Origin of the sequence: Roseibium litorale (genome assembly GCF_014842915.1) — a bacterium.
Lineage (GTDB): Bacteria > Pseudomonadota > Alphaproteobacteria > Rhizobiales > Stappiaceae > Roseibium > Roseibium litorale.
In genome coordinates, this window is the sequence record NZ_JACYXI010000018.1 from 22,903 (window position 1) to 43,856 (window position 20,954).

Genomic DNA, 20,954 nt, shown 5'->3' on the forward strand with positions numbered 1-20,954 from the left:
CCTCACTTCTCCGGAATCTGGACCACGAGAACAGTGTTGTCCAAAAGCGCGGGTATCCAGAGCGCTCCCTTGTCCGGATCGAAGGTAAAATCCGCCGGGCCGTGAATTGGCATGCCGAGAGCCAACGGCCACGGCGCACTGCCATCAGCAGGCTGAACAAGCAATCGCCCATCAACAGGCTCGGAAAAGCCGATCCAGTCCGAAACGATCATGGCCCCATCGGGGAGGAAAGCGATCCCGTCCAGGATGCCATGGATGCCGTTTTCAAGTTTCCGGGGTGGATTCTTTCCGTCGAGGGCGAAGATATCGCCGCCCTCAAATTCCGCACCGAGGCCAACGACATAGACGCTGGTGCCGTTTGCCCCGACCGCAATTCCATTCGCGCCGGGAATGCCGGTTGCGAATTCGGAGAAGGCTCCGCTGTGCAGATCGATCAGGTAGACCTTGTTCCTCTGCGTGTCGGACAGCAGAAGCGTGTTCTTGTTCAAGACAGCAAGATCGTTCGCAAAGGCTGTTTCCTCACCAGGCAACTTCGCTTCGAACACCTGCTCTGCCGTATCGAGGTCAAACCCCACCACCCTGTCGATATCGGCCACATAGAGTTTATTGCCCGTAGCCGCCATGCCCTTTGGCGCATTCAGCTTTCCGCCTTTACCGGGAAAAGCGCGAAGGGAAACGATCTGCCCGTCTTCGGACAGTTCACTGATGAAGCCATCCCCATCCTTCGCCAGTGGCTCAAGCTTGGTGCCGATATTGGAGACAAAGCGGCGGTGACCGTAAAGGAGGACGCTTTCAGGAGACGAAAATCCCTGGACCACCGAAATGCCGGCGGGCACCTCTCCCGGCGCGGCGGAGACAGCTCCGCTTGAAAAGCCGGCTAGAGCACAGGTCAGGGCTATCACGGTTTTGGACATTCTGGAGACGGTCATCATGACATTCCGTTCTGTTGACGATGGCCTCATCTTGCCTTCGAAACAGCGGATGCTGGCCCCGTTGCAGCCGAAGATGAACCCGTTCCGGTCAATCACCTCTTCCACCAGGGCCTCAGTTTGCTATCGTCGGGACATGATGGCCCAATCTGAAAAGCAACTCACGGCCCGGCTGCTCAGCGGCCTGGCCGAATTCCGGTCCGCCCATGCGCCAGGCATGCTGACGCATGCCCACAACCTGTTTTCCTATTGCTCGTTAGACAAAGAGAGGCTGACGGCCATTCGTCTGCCCCATCCGGTTCTGGGCATTGTGGTGTCTGGAACAAAGGAAGTCTGGCTCGGCGATGACAGCGCGGAGTTCAACGAGGGCGCTTTGTTCGTCCTTCCGGGCCATATTTCCATGGACGTGCTCAATGTCCCGAGCGAGCGAAGGGGCTTTTACCGGTCCCTGATTGTCCAGGTGGAGCCAGATGCGCTTTCAGGACTGAAGACGCGTCACACGCAGGTCCCGCGTCCTCAATTCCCGTCTCCGCCGCTTTCTTCCATTTCGCTCACGCCGCAACTTGTGAACGCCATCGTCCACGCAGCATCCGACATCGCCCACAGCCCCCTGGGGCCGACCATTCGCTCCTCCCGCCTTACCGAGCTTTTGGCCCTGCTTGCGGAAGATCCCGCGGCAGCACCGCTTTTCGACCGGTCCGTCAGTGACCGTCTCGCCCAGCTTCTGTCGGAGGACCTTTCGCATAGCTGGACAGCGACCGAAGCTGCCGAACGGCTCGGCCTGTCGGAATCCACACTGCGGCGGCGCCTTTCCGGTGGCAATTCGAGCTTCCGGTCCCTATTGCGCAAGGCCCGGATGACCGCAGCACGCCGTTTGCTGGAAACAGGATACAGTTCGCAAGACGCCGCCTATGCGGTCGGATATGTCTCCCGCACCCATTTCGCCCGCCATTTCAAGGCTGCCTTCGGCGTCAACCCAAGCGACCTTGGCCGCTTGCCCCAAGGCGGTTTGCCCCGCCAGACGCAAGAACCCGTTCAGCAGCTTTAAGGCTACAGGGGCCTTCCGGGCAGCCTTGATGTCAAAGCAGCCCCTTTGCCGCCAGCGTCACCCGCGTTGCGGCGTTCAGGTCGTAGTCCTTCAGGTCTTCCGGCTTGACCCAGGCATGGGCTTCGAATTCCTCGTTGAGGTCCACCTCGCGGTTGCCCGCGACGCAATCGAAGATGAGGTAGATCATGTAGATCTCCTCCGTGCTTCCGTCCGCATAGGTCTTCACCCGGGTGTCGTCCCGGAAGGTCCAGGGCGTCACCTTCCCGATAACCAGCCTCTCGCCCAGCTCCTCGCGGATTTCCCGGCGCAAGCCGTCTTCGATGGTCTCGCCCGGCTCCAGCCCGCCGCCGGACAGGGCCCATTGTCCGGGAAAGACGCCTCTGTCGGAGGGCATCTTGCAAAGAAGGTAAGCGCCCTGGTTTTGAATGAGCGGGCAGACGATCGTGCGCTGTTTCATGGGAACTCCCGTTTTCAACCGTGTTGCCAGACCTCTCCGATTTGCATTTGCGCCGTCAAGCCAGATGTGGCCATCTAGGGGTTCTTACCGGGCATGACCCGAATCCACTTTTGTCCAATCACGCCAAGGATTCCCATGAGCGCCCTCGACAAGGTCCTCGCACGGATCGATTCCGATCTCGACAACAGCCTCGAACGCCTGTTTGAGCTTCTGAAGATCAAGAGCATTTCCACCGACCCCGCCTACACGGCCGATTGCCGCGCCGCCGCCGAGTGGCTGGCGAAAGAGCTGACGCGCATCGGGATCGATGCCACGGTGCGCAGCACCGCTGGCCACCCGATGGTCGTCGGCCACCGCAAGACGGGCAAGGACGGCCCGCATGTGCTGTTTTACGGCCATTATGACGTCCAGCCGGTCGATCCGCTGGAGCTGTGGGAGACCGACCCGTTCGAGCCCCGGATCGTCACCCGCGAGGATGGCTCCAGGATCATCGTTGCCCGCGGCTCGTCCGACGACAAGGGCCAGCTGATGACCTTTGTCGAGGCCGCCCGCGCCTTTATCGCCGAGACTGGCGATCTTCCCGTCGATGTCACCGTGCTGTTCGAGGGCGAGGAGGAATCCGGCTCGCCGTCGCTGCATCCGTTCCTGACCGCCAACAAGGACGAGCTCTCCTGCGACCTGGCGCTGGTCTGCGACACCACCATGTGGAATGCGGACACCCCGGCCATCTCCATCATGCTGCGCGGCATGGTCGGCGACGAGGTGGTGGTGAAGGCGGCCAGCCGCGATCTGCACTCCGGCTTTTACGGCGGCGCCGCGCAGAACCCGAACCACATCATCGCCAGCATCATTGCCGGCCTTCATGACGAGAATGGCCGGATCACCATTCCGGGCTTTTATGACGGTGTGATCGAGCTGCCGGAGGACATCGTCAAGATGTGGGATGGGCTCGGCTTCGACTCGGAAGAGTTCCTCGGCAAGATCGGCCTGAAACTGCCGCGCGGCGAAAAGGGCCGCCTGCCGCTGGAGCACCTGTGGGCGCGCCCGACGGCGGAAGTCAACGGCATGTGGGGCGGCTATCAGGGGCCGGGCAGCAAGACCGTCATTCCGGCGGAAGCCCACGCCAAATTCACCTTCCGCCTGGTGGGCGATCAGGATCCGAAGAAGATCCAGGAAGCCTTCCGTGCCTATGTGCGCTCCAAGATCCCGGCGGACTGCACGGTCGAATTCATTGCCAAGGAAGGCAGCCCGGCGCTCCGGATCGACTTCAACAATCCGTCGCTCGCTAAGGGCAAGGACGCCCTGTCCTCCGAGTGGGGCACGGAAGCCGCCCTCATCGGCTGCGGCGGCTCGATCCCGATCGTCGGCGACTTCAAGCGCATGCTCGGCATGGACAGCCTCCTGATCGGCTTCGCGCTGGAAGACGACCAGATCCACTCGCCCAACGAGAAATACAACCTCAAGAGCTTCCACAAGGGCATCCGCTCCTGGGCCCGGATCCTGGACGAACTGTCCAAGGGGTAAGACAGGCAGCGCCGCTTCCGGGCGGCGCTCCTTTGCCGCTCGTCACCTTCGGGCCTGACCCGCAGCTGTCCCATTTTGGTCTTCTGTTCCTGATACACTGGCGGCTCTGCTTGCTCCCGTCCCCCCTTGCGGGGGAGATGCCCCGTATGGGCAGAGGGGGGCATAAGCCTCTCGGAACACGACGGTTTCTGACTACGAGAAAGCGTCCCCCCTCGGTCAGCTACCACTGACATCTCCCCCACAAGGGGGGAGAAGGGCGTATGCCGCATCTGCCTGCCCCGACATGCACCAGCCTCTCCGTTCGTGACCCTCGGGCTTGACCCGAGGTACCATGCCTTTCCGTCTCCTCAAACCAAGGCGATGCCTTACTTGGAAAGAAAATGAAACATATTCACTTCTCATCCTAGGCATTATTGGGAATGCCTTTTGACTAAAACAAATAACCTGCATTATATTTAATGATAAACAATGAAATAAAACTATACTTAGTATATACGATTTCAGGAAGACATAAGCATGGCTGAGAAAACAAACAAACTCACCATCGGCTTGGTGAAGCTTGAGCTGACTGACTTCGCCGAGATCGTGAAGCCAGAGACAGATGCTATCACGATAGAAGCGGTCGGCACTTTTTATAAAGAAGCGTCAGCTCCTCACCCTCCCAGTTGGATAAAAGATTTCTTCGGATCAACTTTCAAAACGGATCTTGGTCTTATTTCCTCGAGTGCCAAGGCCGTCCTTCTAGTTCGCGTGCCCAGCGTCCCTGACAATCGGATCTGCGCAATCATCTTCGGCCATGGTCGAAGCCTACTCAATGAAGGCGTTCTCGAAGAGCGTTTCGGCCTTAAGGTCGTTCTGAACAGCGTTGATCCAGATAGTTTGCGTAGCATTGACAAAACGGCTCTTGGTTCAATTCCGAAGCAGAGCCGAGAACAAATTAGCAGAGAGGGGGAAACCGCCAATTTCGGTATTGATATTGAGCAGGATCTCGTCAACTCAGTAACTGGAAAAAGTAAAATTGAAATATTTGGTCGGACAATTTCAGGCAGGGACACATTTTCGGCATCCGCTAAAATTGACGTCCATAATATCTCGGAACTCCTCACAGAGACGATCAAGCAATATGAGAGTGAAGTATATAAAGAACGCTTTGATTGGGTCGATCAAATCAAAGACATACGCTCTAAGAACAAGATAGAAAACTTAGATTCCGCTTTGCTGGAGAGACTCAAGTCAGGAAACCTTGAGCATATCTGGATGGCTCCACCCGAAATCCTGGAATGGGCGGATGTCAAGTGCTTCAGGTATCTAAAAAAACGTTCACAGGACACGCCTGACTTAGATGTTGCAGAGCTTCTAGCTGCAGCCGTTGGCGTAGAAATCACGCTGGACTGGCTTAAAAATGCGCAGATTGTTCTGATCTCGTCCAGGAGCGACGATGAGGCTCGTCGCTGGCCAGCTTACAAGTGCATCTATGCAGAGATAGAGCTTGGCGGCGCGATGCACATCTTAAATGCCGGAAAATGGTATCAAGTCGCGCGAGATTTCACTGCAATTGTCGACGAGGATTTTAATTCTATCCCGGAAAGCACGATCGCACTTCCTGATTATACTCACGAGAGCGAAACACTGTACAATTTGGCTGCAGCTGGCTCTCTAGTCGGGTCGCATTGCATGGACGCGGATCTCATCACTCACGGTGGCGGACATAGTCGGATAGAATTCTGCGACATTCTAACGCCCGACAAGAAACTCCTGCACATAAAGCGCTACAGCGGATCTCAACAGATGAGCCATCTTTTTTCGCAAGGGGTGGTTTCTGCAGAGCTCTTCATCAGCGACCCGCTGTTTCGGCAAAAAGTAAACGACAAGCTTCCGGACGGGCACAAGTTGGCCGACACGACTTCTAGGCCGAATGCAGCTGACTATGAAGTTGTATTCACAATAATTAGCAAATCAGCCAATCCATTGAACTTACCTTTCTTCAGTAAAGTAAGTTTACGTAATGCAAGGCGGAGACTGCAAGCTTATGGATTTCGTGTATCTAAGAAGAAAGTTCGTGCGGTCGGGAACGAGGCGTAGGCCTTAATCGTAACCTATACCGTTCCTACAGCGCGATTTTCGAACTTAATTGGTTAGCTGGTGATAACCACTCTATAGATAAAGACTTTCACTTTCATCATAATACTTTACCATGACCAATCTTGCGCCTTTTGTGACGGCCCCAACTCACCCCGCCCTCACCAGCCTCTGAACCCTGATCTCTGCCTCATGCGCCCGGGCTTCGGCCAGGTCGTGGGCGGTCTGCATGCGCAGCAAGGTGCCGGCGTTGAGGCCGAAGGCTTTTTCGAAGCGGAGGGCCATGTCGGCGGAGAGTTTGGCGTTGCCGTTCAGAAGATTGCTGAGCGCCTGCCGGGAGACGCCGAAATGCTCTGCAAGGTCCGTCACGCTGATCCTTGAAGGCTCAACGACTTCTGTTCTCAACCATTCGCCCGCGTGAACCGCAAGAGACGGGTGCATCTTAAGCGCCATGATAATCCTCCAGATCCATATCGATGATGGCTCCTTCGCTGTTCATGCCGAAGGTCAGCCGCCAGTTTTTCGTGACCGTCATTGACCAGACGCCTTTCCGGTCACCGGTCAACTCATGCAATCCGAAATTCGGCGGCACGGAGAGTTCGTCAAAGCTGTCCGCTGCATCGATATAAGCAAGCATCCTGCGCAGCCGGGCTACGTCTCCAACGAGACCCCTGGCATTTCCGGTCTCGAAGAAGCGGCGTAAAGCCTTGTGCCTGATGCTCTCGACGTCCATGCATAGAGCGTAAGCTTACGATTGATGTCCGTCAAGCGTAACGCGACACTTGACATAGCAAAGCCTCTTTAACCTCCCCCGCCTTGCCCTCCCTTCCTCGCGCCTTTATCGTCCGGCTCTTCTGAAAAGGGTTCAGCGAACATGAAATCGATTTGCGTCTTCTGCGGTTCCAATTTTGGCACCCGCGCGGAGTATGAGATGGCGGCGCGCACCACGGGGGCGGCGATTGCGGCAAGCGGGATGGCGCTGGTCTATGGCGGAGCCAAGGTCGGCCTGATGGGGGCTGTGGCCGATGGCGCACTGGCCGCCGGCGGGCGGGTGATTGGTGTTCTGCCCAAGGCGCTGCAGGAAAAGGAACTGGCGCACGACGGCCTCAGCGATCTGCACATCGTCACCTCCATGCATGAGCGCAAGGCCAAGATGGCCGAACTGTCCGACGGTTTCATCGCCCTGCCGGGCGGGGCGGGCACGCTGGAGGAAATCTTCGAGATCTGGACCTGGGGCCAGCTCGGTTTTCACAACAAGCCCTGCGGCTTTTTGAACACCGCCGGGTTCTACGACGGGCTTTTGAGCTTTCTCGACCACCAGACCGGTGAAGGCTTCATGAAACCGGAAATGCGCGGCATCATGATGGCCGAGACCGACCCTTACCGCCTGCTGGAGGCCTTCTCCCGCTATGAACCGCCAAAGACCCCGAAATGGATCAAGCGCGACGAGACCTGAGGGAAAGTAAACCGGTGCGGCGGACAGAGAGGGTGATGCTTCAGCATACCCGGTAGATCTGGCGTGTTACGAGGGGCTTATACCCCCCTCTGCCCCCATTCGGGGGCATCTCCCCCGCAAGGGGGGAGACTGGAGCAAGGTCAACCGCCTCGAAATCCAATGACGACCTTCTAAACCGGACAGCTGCCCGCTCGGCCATGAGGGCCACGCCGTTTCCCATCCGCCAGCACAAAGTTTTAAACAGGCACCACGTGGTGCCGGAGATTGATGACAAGCCCAGAGGTCCCCAGGATTTTTCTCCGCGCCGTCCCGGCCTTGAGCCGGGACCTGTCGAAAAACCTTATTTCTTTCAATAGAATAAATAGACGATAGATCCCGGATCTTCGCTTCGCTACGTCCGGGAAAGCGCGGTGGTGGGATTTGTCAGCAGTCTGAGGCACTGCGTGATGCCATTCGTGCGATGAAGGCGTGAGGAAACACCATCCGAGAAACCCAGGCAGGGGGCTGCATCCGCAGAAACGCTCCTGCCGTCCCCTTGTCCCCGCAGCGGAAAGGACTCGCGGGAATCCTCAAGGGGACGATCTGCAACCAGCAAGCCCTTGGCAGTTGCGCAAGGAAGGTGCTAAGAGCCGGGTCACTTCACGGCCCGCGCGCCGGACGGCCCGTTTCTGGCGCCGGATGCTCCGCCTGAAAAGACCGCAAGGGGACGGGTTTCCTTTCCGCCCCAGGTCTCCTGTTCCGTCCTTGGAGGACTAAAAAACATGCGCCTGCCGCTCGCTGGCTTCTCCTGCTTTTTGGCTCTTTCCATGGCAGCCTGCACGCCCACGATCGATGACGATGGCCCGCTGCAGGTGGCCCGCACGTCCAATGTGACGCTTGTCCAGATCACGCCCGAGGGCGTTGGCGGCATTACCGCCGACACGGACTACGGCGAGAAGGCCATTGCTGCCGCCCTGCCCGGCTTCACCACCAGCGGCACCCAGACGGCGGAAGAAGACAGCACCGAATGGGTGATTGCCGCCTTCAACTCCGATGGTTTCCAGGTGCTGCAGGTGTTCAAGGGCGCCAATGGCAAGGTGCGTGCCGTCCATGGCGTGACCCATCACCTGACCGGCCCGAACGGCGAGCGCATCGGCATGACCTTTGCCGAAATCGGCACCGCGCGCAGCGACTGCCGCGACGGGCGCAACCTGTGGCGCGGCATGGCCATCTGCAAGGCCCGGGGCACGGACAACATCCAGCTCGTCTATGCCATTCCCGGCTATGACGGCCCGTTCGATGAGCTGCCGCCCCAGGGCGAATTGCGCAAGGCCATGCTGCAGCGGATCATCTGGACCGCGAAGAAGTAAGCAGCAGCGGCAAGGGGCCCATCCTTCGAGACGGGTCTTCAGATCTGCGCCGGAGCGTTGATTTCCACTTCGCCGACAGGCCGCCAGATGTGCGGTTTCTTCAGGTATTTCTCCCGCGCATCCGAATAGGCCATGAACAGCTGAAGCTCGCGCTCGCGGATGCCCGGCAGAGCCTTCGGGTCAAGGCCAGTCCAGGGCAGGAACGGATTGCGGCGCATGTGCCAGTGAAGCTCGCAGCGCACTGTCGGCTTCTGCGAGGGTGTGCGGCCGTGGAAGGCGAATGTGTCGGCCACGATCAGGGTGTTGGCAGGAACGGCCATGCGCACCGGCTGGGGCAGCCCGAGGGCAGAGAGGTCCTCACGTGCAATCCGGAACGAGCCGCTGGCGTGATGCCCATCCGGATTGGCGGCGGCTGTCAGCGAGCACTCATGCTGCCATTCCAGCCGCTCCGGTGTCAGCAGGTGAGAGCCAGGAACGAAGCAGAAGGGGCCATCCTCCTCCCCCACATCCTGCAGGAACAGCCAGGCCTTTGAGGTTGCATGGAACGTGTCGGTGTGCACATCCGCCTGCGGATCCTTGTGCCCGGACGGATTGACGATCACCGTCTGAAGGAAGCTCATGGGCTGGCCGCCCTGGGAGGCCGCATAGCGGATCTGGGCCAGCGCCCGCGGATCGCGCACAGCGCTTGCAAGGGCCGGATTTTTGGCCAGGAGCTCCGGCGGCAGCGGCGTCATGCGGGTCACCGCTTGACCCTGCCGCATTTCACGCGCATCGAATTTCTGGCCGAAGACTTCCTTGCGCAGCGCTTCATATTGCGCGTCGGGCAGAAAGTTTTTCGTCAGGAAAAAACCGTTCTCATCAAAGGACTTGCGGTCCTCCGGGCTCAAGGCAGAGGCCAGCCGCCCGCGCCGGGCCGCCGCCATCTTCGCGGCAATGGCCACGCGGGTCCGGTGCAGCCCTTTGCGGTTCAGATAAGGGCTGCCAAGGATCGGGTTCTTGCGCAGGGACTTTTCCGCCCCCGCCACGCCAAGAAGCCAGAAGGGAGCGTTCAGATAATCGAGCGGTTTCATGCAATCGCCTTGCGGTTTAAAAACGCGGCGATCCTAGCATGCCCTTTGCCCGGGCAAAACTGGTTCCCGCAAGGCAGCCTATTCATCCAAGTTCCATCGTGACGGAGCCTGATTCCCCGGTTAAAGCTGGGGCATGAGCCAGATCCAGACCAGAGCCGCCCCGGACCCGAAAGAATTGGCAAAGGCGATCCTTGCCGGAAACCGGGCTGTTCTCGCCCGCGCCATCACTCTGGTGGAATCGCGCAAGGCCGAGCACCGGGCGATTGCGCGCGAACTGGTGCAGATCCTGCTGCCGCACACGGGCACCGCCCGGCGGATCGGCATCACCGGCGTTCCGGGCGTCGGCAAGTCCACCACCATTGATACGCTCGGCTCCAATCTGACGGCGCTCGGCCACAAGGTGGCAGTTCTGGCGGTTGATCCGTCCTCGACCCGCACCGGCGGCTCGATCCTGGGCGACAAGACCCGGATGGAGCGGCTCGCCGTGGACCCGCTCGCGTTTATCCGCCCCTCCCCGTCGGCAGGAACCCTCGGCGGTGTTGCCGCCAAGACCCGCGAGACCATGCTTCTGTGCGAGGCTGCCGGTTTCGACGTGATCCTGGTGGAGACGGTGGGCATCGGCCAGTCGGAGACGACCGTGGCCGAAATGGTCGATTTCTTTCTGGTCCTGATGCTGCCCGGTGCGGGCGACGAGCTTCAGGGCATCAAGAAGGGTGTTCTGGAAATTGCCGACATGATCGCGGTCAACAAGGCGGATGGCGATGGCATGATACGGGCCAAATCCGCCGCCTCCGACTACCGCGCCGCGCTTCACATCCTGGCTCCCCGCTCCCCCACCTGGACCCCGCCGGTTGTCACCATTTCGGGCCTTGCCAATCAGGGGCTGGACGCGCTCTGGGAACAGATCGAGCTGCACCGCGCCAAGACGAGCGCAACCGGCGAATTCCAGAAGCGCCGCGCCGATCAGCAAGTCGCCTGGATGTGGGACCTGTTGCAGCAGCGGATGATGGAAGCCCTGAAAAACGACACACGCACCGCTGCCCGGCTGAAGGAACTGGAGCTGAGCGTGCGCGGCGGCGAGACTGCCGTCTCCATGGCCGTTGAAGAGATAGCCGGTCTGATCGGGGTCTGATCAGGCAAGTTCGTCAGCTGCCCGGCCCTATCAAACTGTCCAGTCTTTCCAGGACGGCCGTCGACGCAGCCTCTCCAAGACCTGCTTTTTGCATCACCCGCAAGCCCATATATGCGGTGACAAGCGACACAGAGCGGGCGGAAATGTCCTCGTCGCCCCATCCGGGCCAGGACGAGCGCAGGGCGGAGGCAAAGCCGGCCTCAAGCCGCCTGATCATCGCCTGCACCTTTTCTTCCACTTCCCTGTCGTGCGGCGCCCGGTCCACCGCGGCATTGCAGAGGAAGCAGCCGCGGCGCTGCTGCGGGCCGTCGCCGGTTTCAGCGGCGGAGGCGAACAAGGCCCGGATGCGCTCCGTTCCTGTGCCCTCACTCCCGTTCGTCAGGAGCCGCACGGTGTCCGTAACAACCGTCTCGGCATAGAGATCGAGAGCTGCCAGATACACGGACCTCTTGTCGAAGAATGCCTTGTAAAACGATCCCTTGGTGAGCCCCATGGCCTGTAAGAGCGACGCCAGCGAGGCGTCCTCATAGCCTTGCCGCCAGAACAGATCCATGGCGCTGTTCATCACCTTTTCCGGGTCAAATTCCCTGGGACGGGCCATTTTTATCTTTCTCCGGGCCTTCGCAAAACAGTTTCCGGCGCCTCACACAAAGCTCGCGCAGCCGTCACGGATATGTGTTTTGTACCAATCGGTACCTAATCATATAGTTCCGTCATTGCCCGAAGGCAAATCGCGCTCAATTAGGAACCAATTGGTTCCTAATTCTGATTTTTCAGTGGCGCGGATTCATCATCTTTCACAGGAGCCAGCAATGCTCTCTTACGTAAAATCGATTCTGGCGGGCAGCATTGTCGCCGTCACCCTCGCAACTTCGGCCTTGGCTGCCGGCGTCGATGTCAACGCCACGACAACGGGTCTTGCCCTGCGCGGCTATGACCCCGTCTCCTATTTCAAGGCCGGGGAACCCCAGGCCGGAGACATCAACATCACCGCCGAATACAAAGGCGCGACCTACCGTTTCGCCTCCGAAGACAACAAGAAGGCCTTTGAGGCCGATCCGGCGCATTTCGCCCCTCAGTATGGCGGCTTCTGCGCCTTTGGAACCGCCATGGGCTACAAGTTCGACGGCGATCCGAAAGTCTGGAAAATCGTCGACAACAAGCTCTACCTGAACCTCTCCAAGGCCGTGTCCGAACGCTGGAACGAGGATGTTCCGGGCTATGTGCAGACCGCCAATGAAAAATGGACCGGCATCGAGTTCAAGAATCCCGGCGAACTGCAGTAACCGCCTCAATCCGCCTCCGAGGCTGCATTTGCCGAAAACGGACAGGGCTTCCCCGCCCTGTCCGTTTGTCTATCTCGCGGCATGCGGCTTGCTCTTTAACGGGCATGACCCAGTTCAAACGCCCTTCCGAAACGCCTGTTTCGCCCGAAACAACAGCTTCCCGGCCAGAAAACACACGGCTCAGCCGGCGGGCGTTTCTTTGCGGGACAGCTGCCCTGTCCGCATTCGGGTCAGCCCTGTCCCTTTCCGGGACACCTGTGCAGGCCGCCAGCAATTTCATGAAGATGGCCGAGCTGCGTGGCTCCATCGATGCAGCGGAATTCGGACTGGTGCCCAACAGCCCGGACGACCAGACCGCCGTCTTCCAGCATGCGATCAACCGGGCGGTCGAGAAGGGCCGCGCCCTGTTCGTGCCAGCCGGCACCTACCCGGTCGCGAACCTGCGTTTTCCGTCCGGCACCTATATCGTGGGCATTCCCGGCAAGACGCGCCTTGTCTATCAGGGCGGCGGCGGACTGCTCGCCGTGTCTGAAGGCACGCGCAGCATCGGTCTGACGGGCCTCACTTTCGATGGGGTGAACCGTCCGATTGGCGAACATACCGAGGGGCTTTTGCATTTCTCCGGCGTTTCGGATCTGGCACTCACCGGCTGTACCATTACCGGGTCGAGCCGGATGGGACTGCTGCTCGACCGCTGCGCCGGGCGGGTGGCCGACTGTACAGTCACAGGCGCCGCCGAAGCGGGCATCCGTTCCAATGAGGCCACCGGGCTTCAACTCACCGGCAATGTGGTGACCGACTGCGCCAATGGCGGCATCTGGGTCCACCGCTGGTCGGAAGGAGAAGATGGCACGCTGGTCAGCGGCAACCGGGTCGAGCGGATCGGCGCAAAATATGGCGGCACCGGTCAATGGGGCAATGGCATCAATGTCTTCCGCGCCCATGGGGTGGTGATCTCCGGCAACCGGATCACCGACTGCGCCTTCTCCGCCATCCGCTCCAACACCGGTTCGAATGTCCAGATCATTGGCAACTCCTGCCTGCGTTCCGGGGAAGTGGCGATCTATTCCGAATATGCCTTTCAAGGGGCGCTGATCGCCAACAATGTGATTGACGGCGGCACCACTGGCATTTCCATCGCCAATTTCCTCGATGGCGGGCGGCTCGCGGTCTGTTCCGGCAACCTGATCCGCAACCTTTCCGCAGACGGCCCCTATCCTGCGGAAGGGGCCGGGTTTGGCATCGGCATTGCGGCGGAAGCCGACACCAACCTGACCGGCAACGTCATTGAAGGCGCGCCGCGCTTCGGCTTGCTTCTGGGCTGGGGGCCTTACATGCGCAACATCATCGCCTCGCAGAACATCCTGCGCGATTGCGGCACGGGCATTGCCGTCAGCGTGGTGGAAGGTGCGGGCCAGGCGTCTATCATGGGCAACATCATTCAGGGCGCCCGCGACGGCAGCATCATCGGCTACCGTTGGACCGACGCTTCCTCCGGTGAGCTGGACGGCTCCAAAGACTTTCCGAATATCGCGGTGAGCGGCAACAGCATTTCTGGCTGAACCCTCACCCGGCGCTGCGCGGCGACCTCTCCCAGCTTGGGAGAGGTGGGAGTTTCGGCAGACTTACATGCACGTCAACGCTACCTTCACGGAGCATTCTTCATCTTATTCTTCTGCTGGATTGCTGAAAGCTCAGGATCAGAGGGTAGTAACGCATCCTTTGCTATCTCATAGCGCACATTATAAATTTCGTTAAATAGCTTACGAGTCTTCGCAAGCTTCCTCTTACCCTTCATAAATCCTAGTACATCAGCTTGAACTGCCTTTGCTGCGGCAACGCTTAGCCTGCCATAATCCAACTTCCCGATCGTCCCAGCCTTTCGCTCCGTATCCACACGTCCGTTCACATAACTAGCTATAACCTCGTCGACCTCGCCTTCAGCCAATCGATCCTTGAATTTCGCCAAATTAAAATCTGCAATTTCCTTGCCCACAAAGCTAATATATTCATCTGAACAAAAATAAGATTCAATATCAATCCCGAGAGTTACAAACGGTTCTGCGTCGAGGGCTCGAATCTCTTTCTTCCAAAGTTCAATTTCATCCGGATCAAGATAGTCCCTGTCACGGTGAACGATTACAACCGCGTCCGATATATCCTTAATCTGACGAATAAGGGGCTTCAGAAGATGAATTGAGGTGACGCCATTGTAAGGAAGAAGCGTTGATCTGTCGTGATCATACCCAGAATTTCTCATCAGAAGATAAAAATAACTAGAATTCTTATCTTCCGTAAGAACAACATAATCAAATTTCCCAGAGTTCAGCTTCTCTTTTATATCCAATGCGCCAAGTTCCAACAAAAGATCAATCTGATCTTCCGCTGAAACTACACTGATCGCACCATCCTGAACCCAAAGCAACCTAGCATCACTGTACATTGCATCCAGAACATGTCTTGAATGGGTAGTAATTATTACTTGAACATTACGCTCATCAGAAATCGTCTTAAGTAATGAACAGAGCAATCGTTGATTATTTGGATGAAGATGAGAGTCGGGCTCATCAAGTATAATAATGCGAGGCGAGAACAAGTGAAGATACGCAAGTATCTGAATAGCTTGCAACAAACCAGTCCCAGATAGATCAAGAGGAACCTCTCTAAATCCATCATTTATAGTTACAAGTATAAATTGATCAACAGACTGATTAAAAACGACACTAATGCTAACATTAGGAAACAACTCCGCAACATCTGCTTCAAATTTAAACCACTCATCCTTCTGCTTCAGCCGATACAATATATTCCTAAGGACGATATTAGCATCTCCTCTCGCGAGCACGCGCAACAACACGCCATCGGATACGAGGCTCTCATTTCTGGAAACTCCGGCGAGCCCTGGCGAAAATATCGTAAAAGGAGCCTCGAGACTTGATAATTTCTTCGCCAAATCTACGTTTGTCGGCTCAACCAGTATGTTGGTAATACGACCTTTTCTGACGCTCAACCCAACTTGATTTCCATCATCGAAGACAAAATCGAGGCTAATTGCTTTATCTTTATCCTCGAGGAGACGCCCACCATAACCGAGAGAATAAGGATCATCTGATGGAATATATATCAACTCCGATGGACTTATCGTGGTAGATTTCTTGGTCTGCGCAGGCCATTTGTTTGATATAGTAAGTGACTGAAAAAGTGAGAACGCAAAGTGGAGACCTTGTATCAGCGTACTCTTACCAGAATTATTTCCGCCAATAATTACATTCACATCAGATAGACCGAATGTTACTCCCTCGACGCGCTTGAAACGCCTAATGCTTACTTGCTTCAGAAACATTCGCCCTCCCCCACTGCACAGGACGCTGTACAATCTGAAATTCTCGCAAGCCCAAGTTTAATTGACAACTCTTTTGTCAGCTTACTCCTACTCCCCCAAGCCCAGACTTACCCCGCCAGCGCCGCCCTCAGCTCCTCGACAAATTCATGGGAAGGACGCACTTCTCCGGCTTTCACGTCCTTGCGGGTCAGGACCGCCGGATTGGCGAAACGGGCAAGGACCTTGCGCTCGTCGTCGGAGAGGTCGAGCATGATTTCCAGGCAGGCGGCCATCATGGCCTCCGAGCCGCGTGTTGCGCCGTCATCGCATTTCAGTGCTATGCCAAACCCAAGCTCCGGAACGCAGGCGCAGAACACGCCTTCAGCGCCGGTCTTGGCAAAGACCCGGCCCTTGAACACATCCATGACTTCGGTGCAGAAACGGCCTGTGCCCGCCACCATGAAGGGCTCGTTGACGCAGGCCTCATAGAGCTTTTCACAAGCCTCTGCCCGGTCAGGATCCAGTCCCTCACCGGTGCCGAAAACGGCAAAGGCGCGCGCAAGCCCGCTCAAGGGGCTGGCATAGGTCGGGATGGAACAGCCGTCGATGCCGCAGACATCCTCGCTCACCGGTGCACAGGTGAATTCCTCGATCACCTTGCGGATTTCCTGCTGAACCGGATGGTCCTTGGAGACATAGCCCTTGGTTGGCATGCCGAGGACCTTGGCGAGACCCAGAAAGCCTGCATGCTTGCCCGAGCAATTGTTGTAGAGCGGTCCCGGTTCTTCATCCGCGCGAACGAGAGCGGCAATATCCTCCAGACGCCTCGGCCAGTGGCTGCCGCACTCCAGATCCTCTTCCGCAAGTCCTGCCTTCAAAAGCATGACCCGCGCCGCACTGACATGCACTGCCTCGCCATTGTGGGACGAGCAGGCGAGCGCGAGCTCGGCATCGTCAAAGTCCAGCGCCTCGGCGGCGCCGGACTCCACCAGCGGCAGGGCCTGAAGCGCCTTGATGGCCGAGCGCGGGAAGACCCGCTGCTCGATGTCGCCAATGGCGCAGACGATCTTGCCGGAGCTGTCCACCACCGCAAGCGCCCCCCGGTGGCGGCATTCCACGGCATCGCCCCGGGTCACTTCAACAGTTACGGGATTGGTCATCGGCTTTCCTTGCATTGACGGATTACTGGGCAGCGTCTGCAGTACGGGCACTGGCGATCCAGCGGCCCAGCCGGTCCAGCGCCTCGTCCAGCACATGATCCTGCTTGCAGAAGCAGAACCGGATGAAATCGGTCGAAGCTTCGCCCGCGTAAAAGGCGGAAACGGGCACGGCGGCCACGCCTGCCTCCTCCACCATGCGGCGGCAGACCTCGACGTCCGTACCGCCAAGGCCGAGACCGGTGATGCCGCAGGTAAGGAAATAGGTCGCCGCGCAAGGCAGCACGCCGAAGCCGATTTCCGAAAGACCTGCCGCCATCCGGTCCCGCTTGGCGGCAAGATCGCTGGCAAGTTCCTCGTAGTAGCTGTCGTCCTTGGCAAGACCGAATGCGACGGCTTTCTGCAGGTTCGGCGGCGTTGTGAAAGTCACATACTGATGCGCCTTGGCAATCGGATCGATCAGATGGGCCGAGCCGGTGACATAGCCCACCTTCCAGCCAGTGAGCGAGAAGGTCTTGCCGGCAGATCCGATGCGCACGCAGCGGTCGTACATACCGTCAAAGGTCATCAGCGGCCGGTGGGCGGCACCATCAAAGACCAGATGCTCATAGACTTCATCGCAAATGGCAAAGACGTCATGCTGCACACACAGGCTGGCGATGGCCGCCAGCTCCGTCTCCGTGAAGACCTTCGCCGTCGGGTTCATCGGGTTGTTGATGAGGATCGCCTTGGTGTTTTCTGTGAAAGCGCCGGCCAGCGCCACCAGATCCAGCTTCCAGGCAGGCGGCGAGACGCGTAGACGCACCGGAATGCCCCCTGCCCGCTTCACCAGCGGCAGATAGCAGTCATAAAGCGGCTCAACGATGATGACTTCATCGCCCGGCTCGATCAAAGCCAGAATGCAGTCGGTCAGCGCTTCCGTCGCCCCAGAGGTCACCACCACCTGGGTCTGCCAGTCGACGTCCAGCCCATAGAACCGCTTGTTTGCAGCCGCCACGGCCTGGCGCAGCTCCGGCAGGCCAAGCATGGGAGGATACTGGTTCGGCCCATCGATCAGCGCCTTGGCAGCCGCCTTGCGGATGTCGAGCGGCCCGTCCACATCCGGAAAGCCCTGCCCCAGATTGACCGCCTGATGCGCCATGGCGAGACGGGACATGGTCTCGAACACAGTGGTGGGCAGTCCGGTAAAGACGGGGTTCGTCGGCTTCATAGGGGGCGTTCCTCCCAGGAGACTCACAGGGCGGCAAGCCCATCTTGGGCGGTTGTACCTGCGGCAGATGGGAACGTCGAGAGGCAACCCCTTTGAAGCGGCAGGCCGTCCCGTCTGAATGAACCCTACGAAGCCCGAACCTTACCGCCAAGCGGTCATCGGTGTTCCGCCCTGAATGCTGCCGTCCATTCTGTTCGGCTGCGTGACACGCAGGCTGGCAACAGGGTCTCCCACGAAGCTGGACAAGACCAGCTCGTATCCCCGCAGGCTCCAGGATCCGACCTTGATCAGATCCGTGTTCATGCAGCCGAAGACGGAGGCCCGCCCTCCGTTTGCCCGCCCCTGACTCAAGGTCAGCTCGCATTCGCGCCCGGCCGCAGCGACACGCCACTTGCCGAGATAAGCGTCCGGCCTTGCGGCCGAATGGTACCCTGGCAGGCTGCTGCCACCGCCAAGCAAGTCGGACATCATGCCCGCCGCCGCGTTCGGGTCCACTGACATACGGACATTGCTGCCTGAGCTTCTTGTGTGGCGGGTTCCGTCTTCCGAAACCCAGGTCCGGGTCTTGGAGCGGGAATAGTCCTTGCTGATCTGACCGCCGAAGGGAGGCGGACTGATCCAGCCCGGCTCGGACACACCATAGCCAGAGGGACGAGAATAGCCATCTGGCGGACCGTCAGTCTGACACCCTGCTACAATGACCGGCAAAAGCAGCAAGCTACCGAATGTTTTTCCTGAAATCACGTGTTCCCCAATCCATCAACGCGAGAGTTGAAGTGATGGATACAACCAAATTTATAGAAAGAGCTTATCAGGAAGGCAGCCGCGCAAACTGTTTGGGAACATGATCACCAGCCAATTAATGAAAAGCATGTGAAATGCCTCTCTCTTTAAGAACCGGATCTGAGAACCACAAAGATCTCAGGTAACAATCATTGCGAGGTTTCTGTTCACCATGTCCTGGGCGTTGCGACAAGAGCCCTATCAAGAACACGGCCGGATACCGCAAACTCACGCTCCCTCTCTTGCTGCATCGCGGAAAACCGCGTAAAAGCTTCAGGAAATCTTGAAATCCTCACGTCCTTGCAGCTGGTTTCCTGCTGCTGTGCTTCCAGGCGTGACAATCCACTACCAAGCCAAGAGCTGGAGATACCCGTGACAGCACGCGCCGCCGCGCCCCTTTCCGTTGCTGACGACGTCAAACTTACCCCGTCCCGCATCAAGACCGAGCTGCTGGCAGGCCTGACCGTTGCGCTGGCCCTTGTTCCCGAAGCCGTCGCCTTTGCCTTTGTGGCCGGGGTCAATCCGCTGGTTGGCCTTTACGCGGCCTTCTTCATCGGCCTGATCACCGCCGTCTTCGGCGGCCGCCCGGGCATGATCTCGGGGGCTACCGGCGCACTGGCCGTGGTCATGGTGTCCCTGGTTGCCACCCACGGGGTTGAATATCTCTTCGCCACCGTCGTGCTGATGGGCATCATCCAGATCGCCGTCGGCCTGTTGAAATGGGGCAAGTTCATCCGCATGGTTCCCCATCCGGTGATGCTTGGTTTCGTCAACGGCCTTGCCATCGTCATTTTCCTGGCGCAGCTCGGCCAGTTCAAGGAACCTGATGGCGCCGGGGGCTTCACCTGGGTCAGCGGCATGGATCTCTATCTCATGCTCGGTCTTGTGGCTCTCACCATGGCCGTCATCTGGCTCATGCCCAAGCTCACATCCGCCTTCCCGGCCCCTCTCGCGGGCATTCTGGCCTGTTCGGCCATCGTGCTCGGCCTTGGTCTCGACACCCGTTCGGTCGGCGATCTGGCGTCCATCGCAGGCGGTCTGCCCGAGTTCCACATTCCGATGGTGCCGCTCACCCTTGAAACGCTGAAGATCATCGCCCCCTACGCCCTGATCCTCGCCGCAATTGGCCTGATCGAGTCCCTGCTGACACTGAACCTTGTTGCCGACCTGACCGGCACTAAAGGCGGCGCCTCGAAAGAGTGCCTTGCTCAGGGCGCGGCCAACGTGGTGACCGGCTTCTTCGGCGGCATGGGCGGCTGCGCCATGATCGGCCAGTCCATGATCAACGTGAAGTCCGGTGCCCGCACCCGCATTTCCGGTATCGTGGCGGCGCTGCTGCTTTTGTCCTTCATCCTCGTTGCTTCCCCGCTCATCGAGCGCATTCCGGTTGCGGCACTGGTGGGCGTGATGTTCATGGTCGTGATCGGCACCTTTGCCTGGACCAGCCTGAAGATCATGCACCGCATCCCGATGACCGACGCGATCGTCATCGTGCTGGTGACCGGCGTCACCGTCTATTCGGACCTTGCTGTTGCGGTGGTGGTCGGTGTGATCATCTCCGCCCTCGCCTATGCCTGGAATGCGGCCAGCCGCATCAACGCGCGTACCGGCACCTCCAAGGAAGGCTGGAAGGTCTACCGTCTGTCGGGCCCGCTGTTCTTCGGCTCCACCACGCGGTTCCAGGACCTCTTCGACATCAACGGTGACCCGGAAGATGTGGTCATCGACTTCATCGACAGCCGTGTGGTCGACCACTCCGGCCTGGAAGCCATCGATGCTCTGGCGTCAAAATATGACGCTGCCGGCAAGCGCCTGCATCTGCGCCACCTGTCCCGCGACTGCCAGAAGCTTCTGACCAAGGCTGGCCCGCTGGTGGAAGTTTCCGTTCTGGAAGACCCGGATTACGAAGTCGCTGTGGACTATAGCCACAAGTTCGATCCGGAACCGGTCAAGGGCTGACGCATTGGTCCAAATAAAAACGCCGTGGTGAAAACTGCGGCATTTTAGACTACGGGCAATGACACGCCCCCTCGATCGTCATCCCGGTTTGGTGCGTGAGCGCCAAGACCGGGATCCAGTATCCGCGGATCCAGTTTTCTGGAAAAAGCCATCTCAAGTGGGTACTGGATCCCCGCCTTCGCGGGGGTGACAC

Annotated in this window: 19 protein-coding genes; 9 read left to right on the forward strand and 10 right to left on the reverse strand. The window is 58.6% G+C overall.

The features are described from left to right. Window positions 1–2 precede the first annotated feature (2 nt). Complete coding sequence (locus IG616_RS20705; RefSeq protein WP_192150474.1) at window positions 3–914, reverse strand: SMP-30/gluconolactonase/LRE family protein; 912 nt, start codon at window positions 912–914, stop codon at window positions 3–5. Between the two features lie 16 nt (window positions 915–930). Here IG616_RS20705 and IG616_RS20710 point away from each other — a divergent pair, with 16 nt between their 5' ends. After that, complete coding sequence (locus IG616_RS20710; protein WP_192150476.1) at window positions 931–1,977, forward strand: helix-turn-helix transcriptional regulator; 1,047 nt, start codon at window positions 931–933, stop codon at window positions 1,975–1,977. A 31-nt stretch (window positions 1,978–2,008) separates the two neighbouring features. On the opposite strand, the gene nudI is transcribed toward IG616_RS20710, so the two are convergent. Further along, the gene (gene nudI, locus IG616_RS20715; RefSeq protein ID WP_192150478.1) at window positions 2,009–2,434 is read right to left on the reverse strand and encodes a nucleoside triphosphatase NudI; all 426 of its coding nucleotides are present in this window, start codon (window positions 2,432–2,434) and stop codon (window positions 2,009–2,011) included. A gap of 135 nt (window positions 2,435–2,569) precedes the next feature. Between nudI and IG616_RS20720 the strand changes: the two genes are divergently transcribed. Further along, window positions 2,570–3,958, forward strand: coding sequence for a dipeptidase (locus IG616_RS20720; protein WP_192150484.1), 1,389 nt, complete (start codon window positions 2,570–2,572; stop codon window positions 3,956–3,958). Between the two features lie 516 nt (window positions 3,959–4,474). Beyond that, on the forward strand, window positions 4,475–6,040 hold the full coding sequence (locus IG616_RS20725; protein ID WP_192150485.1) for a TIGR04141 family sporadically distributed protein: 1,566 nt from the start codon (window positions 4,475–4,477) through the stop codon (window positions 6,038–6,040). Between the two features lie 147 nt (window positions 6,041–6,187). Here IG616_RS20725 and IG616_RS20730 read toward each other — a convergent pair whose 3' ends face one another. Then, complete coding sequence (locus tag IG616_RS20730) at window positions 6,188–6,490, reverse strand: HigA family addiction module antitoxin (protein ID WP_192150486.1); 303 nt, start codon at window positions 6,488–6,490, stop codon at window positions 6,188–6,190. Beyond that, a complete protein-coding gene (locus tag IG616_RS20735) occupies window positions 6,480–6,770 on the reverse strand; it encodes a type II toxin-antitoxin system RelE/ParE family toxin (RefSeq protein WP_192150487.1) in 291 nt (96 codons plus the stop codon). The genes IG616_RS20730 and IG616_RS20735 overlap by 11 nt, the downstream gene beginning before the upstream one ends. Before the next feature lie 141 nt (window positions 6,771–6,911). Here IG616_RS20735 and IG616_RS20740 point away from each other — a divergent pair, with 141 nt between their 5' ends. After that, entirely contained in the window at window positions 6,912–7,493 is a 582-nt protein-coding gene (locus tag IG616_RS20740) for an LOG family protein (protein ID WP_192150489.1), read from the forward strand. Window positions 7,494–8,254: 761 nt separating this feature from the next. Beyond that, window positions 8,255–8,842, forward strand: coding sequence for a DUF1131 family protein (locus IG616_RS20745; RefSeq protein WP_192150491.1), 588 nt, complete (start codon window positions 8,255–8,257; stop codon window positions 8,840–8,842). A 38-nt stretch (window positions 8,843–8,880) separates the two neighbouring features. On the opposite strand, the gene IG616_RS20750 is transcribed toward IG616_RS20745, so the two are convergent. After that, entirely contained in the window at window positions 8,881–9,912 is a 1,032-nt protein-coding gene (locus IG616_RS20750; protein ID WP_192150493.1) for a phytanoyl-CoA dioxygenase family protein, read from the reverse strand. 133 nt (window positions 9,913–10,045) lie between these two features. Here IG616_RS20750 and meaB point away from each other — a divergent pair, with 133 nt between their 5' ends. Beyond that, window positions 10,046–11,044, forward strand: coding sequence for a methylmalonyl Co-A mutase-associated GTPase MeaB (gene meaB, locus IG616_RS20755; RefSeq protein WP_192150495.1), 999 nt, complete (start codon window positions 10,046–10,048; stop codon window positions 11,042–11,044). A 13-nt stretch (window positions 11,045–11,057) separates the two neighbouring features. On the opposite strand, the gene IG616_RS20760 is transcribed toward meaB, so the two are convergent. Continuing rightward, entirely contained in the window at window positions 11,058–11,645 is a 588-nt protein-coding gene (locus IG616_RS20760; RefSeq protein ID WP_192150497.1) for a TetR/AcrR family transcriptional regulator, read from the reverse strand. A 211-nt stretch (window positions 11,646–11,856) separates the two neighbouring features. Here IG616_RS20760 and IG616_RS20765 point away from each other — a divergent pair, with 211 nt between their 5' ends. Both IG616_RS20765 and IG616_RS20770 read left to right on the forward strand, forming a co-directional pair. Next, on the forward strand, window positions 11,857–12,330 hold the full coding sequence (locus IG616_RS20765) for a YHS domain-containing (seleno)protein (RefSeq protein ID WP_192150499.1): 474 nt from the start codon (window positions 11,857–11,859) through the stop codon (window positions 12,328–12,330). Between the two features lie 104 nt (window positions 12,331–12,434). Beyond that, window positions 12,435–13,892 (forward strand): TIGR03808 family TAT-translocated repetitive protein, encoded by a 1,458-nt coding sequence (locus IG616_RS20770; RefSeq protein WP_192150501.1) that lies wholly within the window; start codon window positions 12,435–12,437, stop codon window positions 13,890–13,892. Window positions 13,893–13,978: 86 nt separating this feature from the next. On the opposite strand, the gene IG616_RS20775 is transcribed toward IG616_RS20770, so the two are convergent. The 4 genes from IG616_RS20775 to IG616_RS20790 form a co-directional block, all read right to left on the reverse strand. Continuing rightward, on the reverse strand, window positions 13,979–15,673 hold the full coding sequence (locus IG616_RS20775; protein ID WP_192150503.1) for an AAA family ATPase: 1,695 nt from the start codon (window positions 15,671–15,673) through the stop codon (window positions 13,979–13,981). Window positions 15,674–15,780: 107 nt separating this feature from the next. Next, window positions 15,781–16,812, reverse strand: a complete 1,032-nt coding sequence (locus IG616_RS20780; protein WP_192150505.1) for an asparaginase — start codon at window positions 16,810–16,812, stop codon at window positions 15,781–15,783. A 22-nt stretch (window positions 16,813–16,834) separates the two neighbouring features. Next, window positions 16,835–18,019 (reverse strand): aminotransferase, encoded by a 1,185-nt coding sequence (locus IG616_RS20785; protein ID WP_192150507.1) that lies wholly within the window; start codon window positions 18,017–18,019, stop codon window positions 16,835–16,837. A gap of 141 nt (window positions 18,020–18,160) precedes the next feature. After that, window positions 18,161–18,736 carry an AprI/Inh family metalloprotease inhibitor gene (locus IG616_RS20790; RefSeq protein WP_192150509.1) on the reverse strand — a complete coding sequence of 192 codons (576 nt, stop codon included), beginning with the start codon at window positions 18,734–18,736 and terminating at the stop codon, window positions 18,161–18,163. Between the two features lie 438 nt (window positions 18,737–19,174). Here IG616_RS20790 and IG616_RS20795 point away from each other — a divergent pair, with 438 nt between their 5' ends. After that, window positions 19,175–20,761, forward strand: coding sequence for a SulP family inorganic anion transporter (locus IG616_RS20795; RefSeq protein WP_343072409.1), 1,587 nt, complete (start codon window positions 19,175–19,177; stop codon window positions 20,759–20,761). Window positions 20,762–20,954 lie beyond the last annotated feature (193 nt).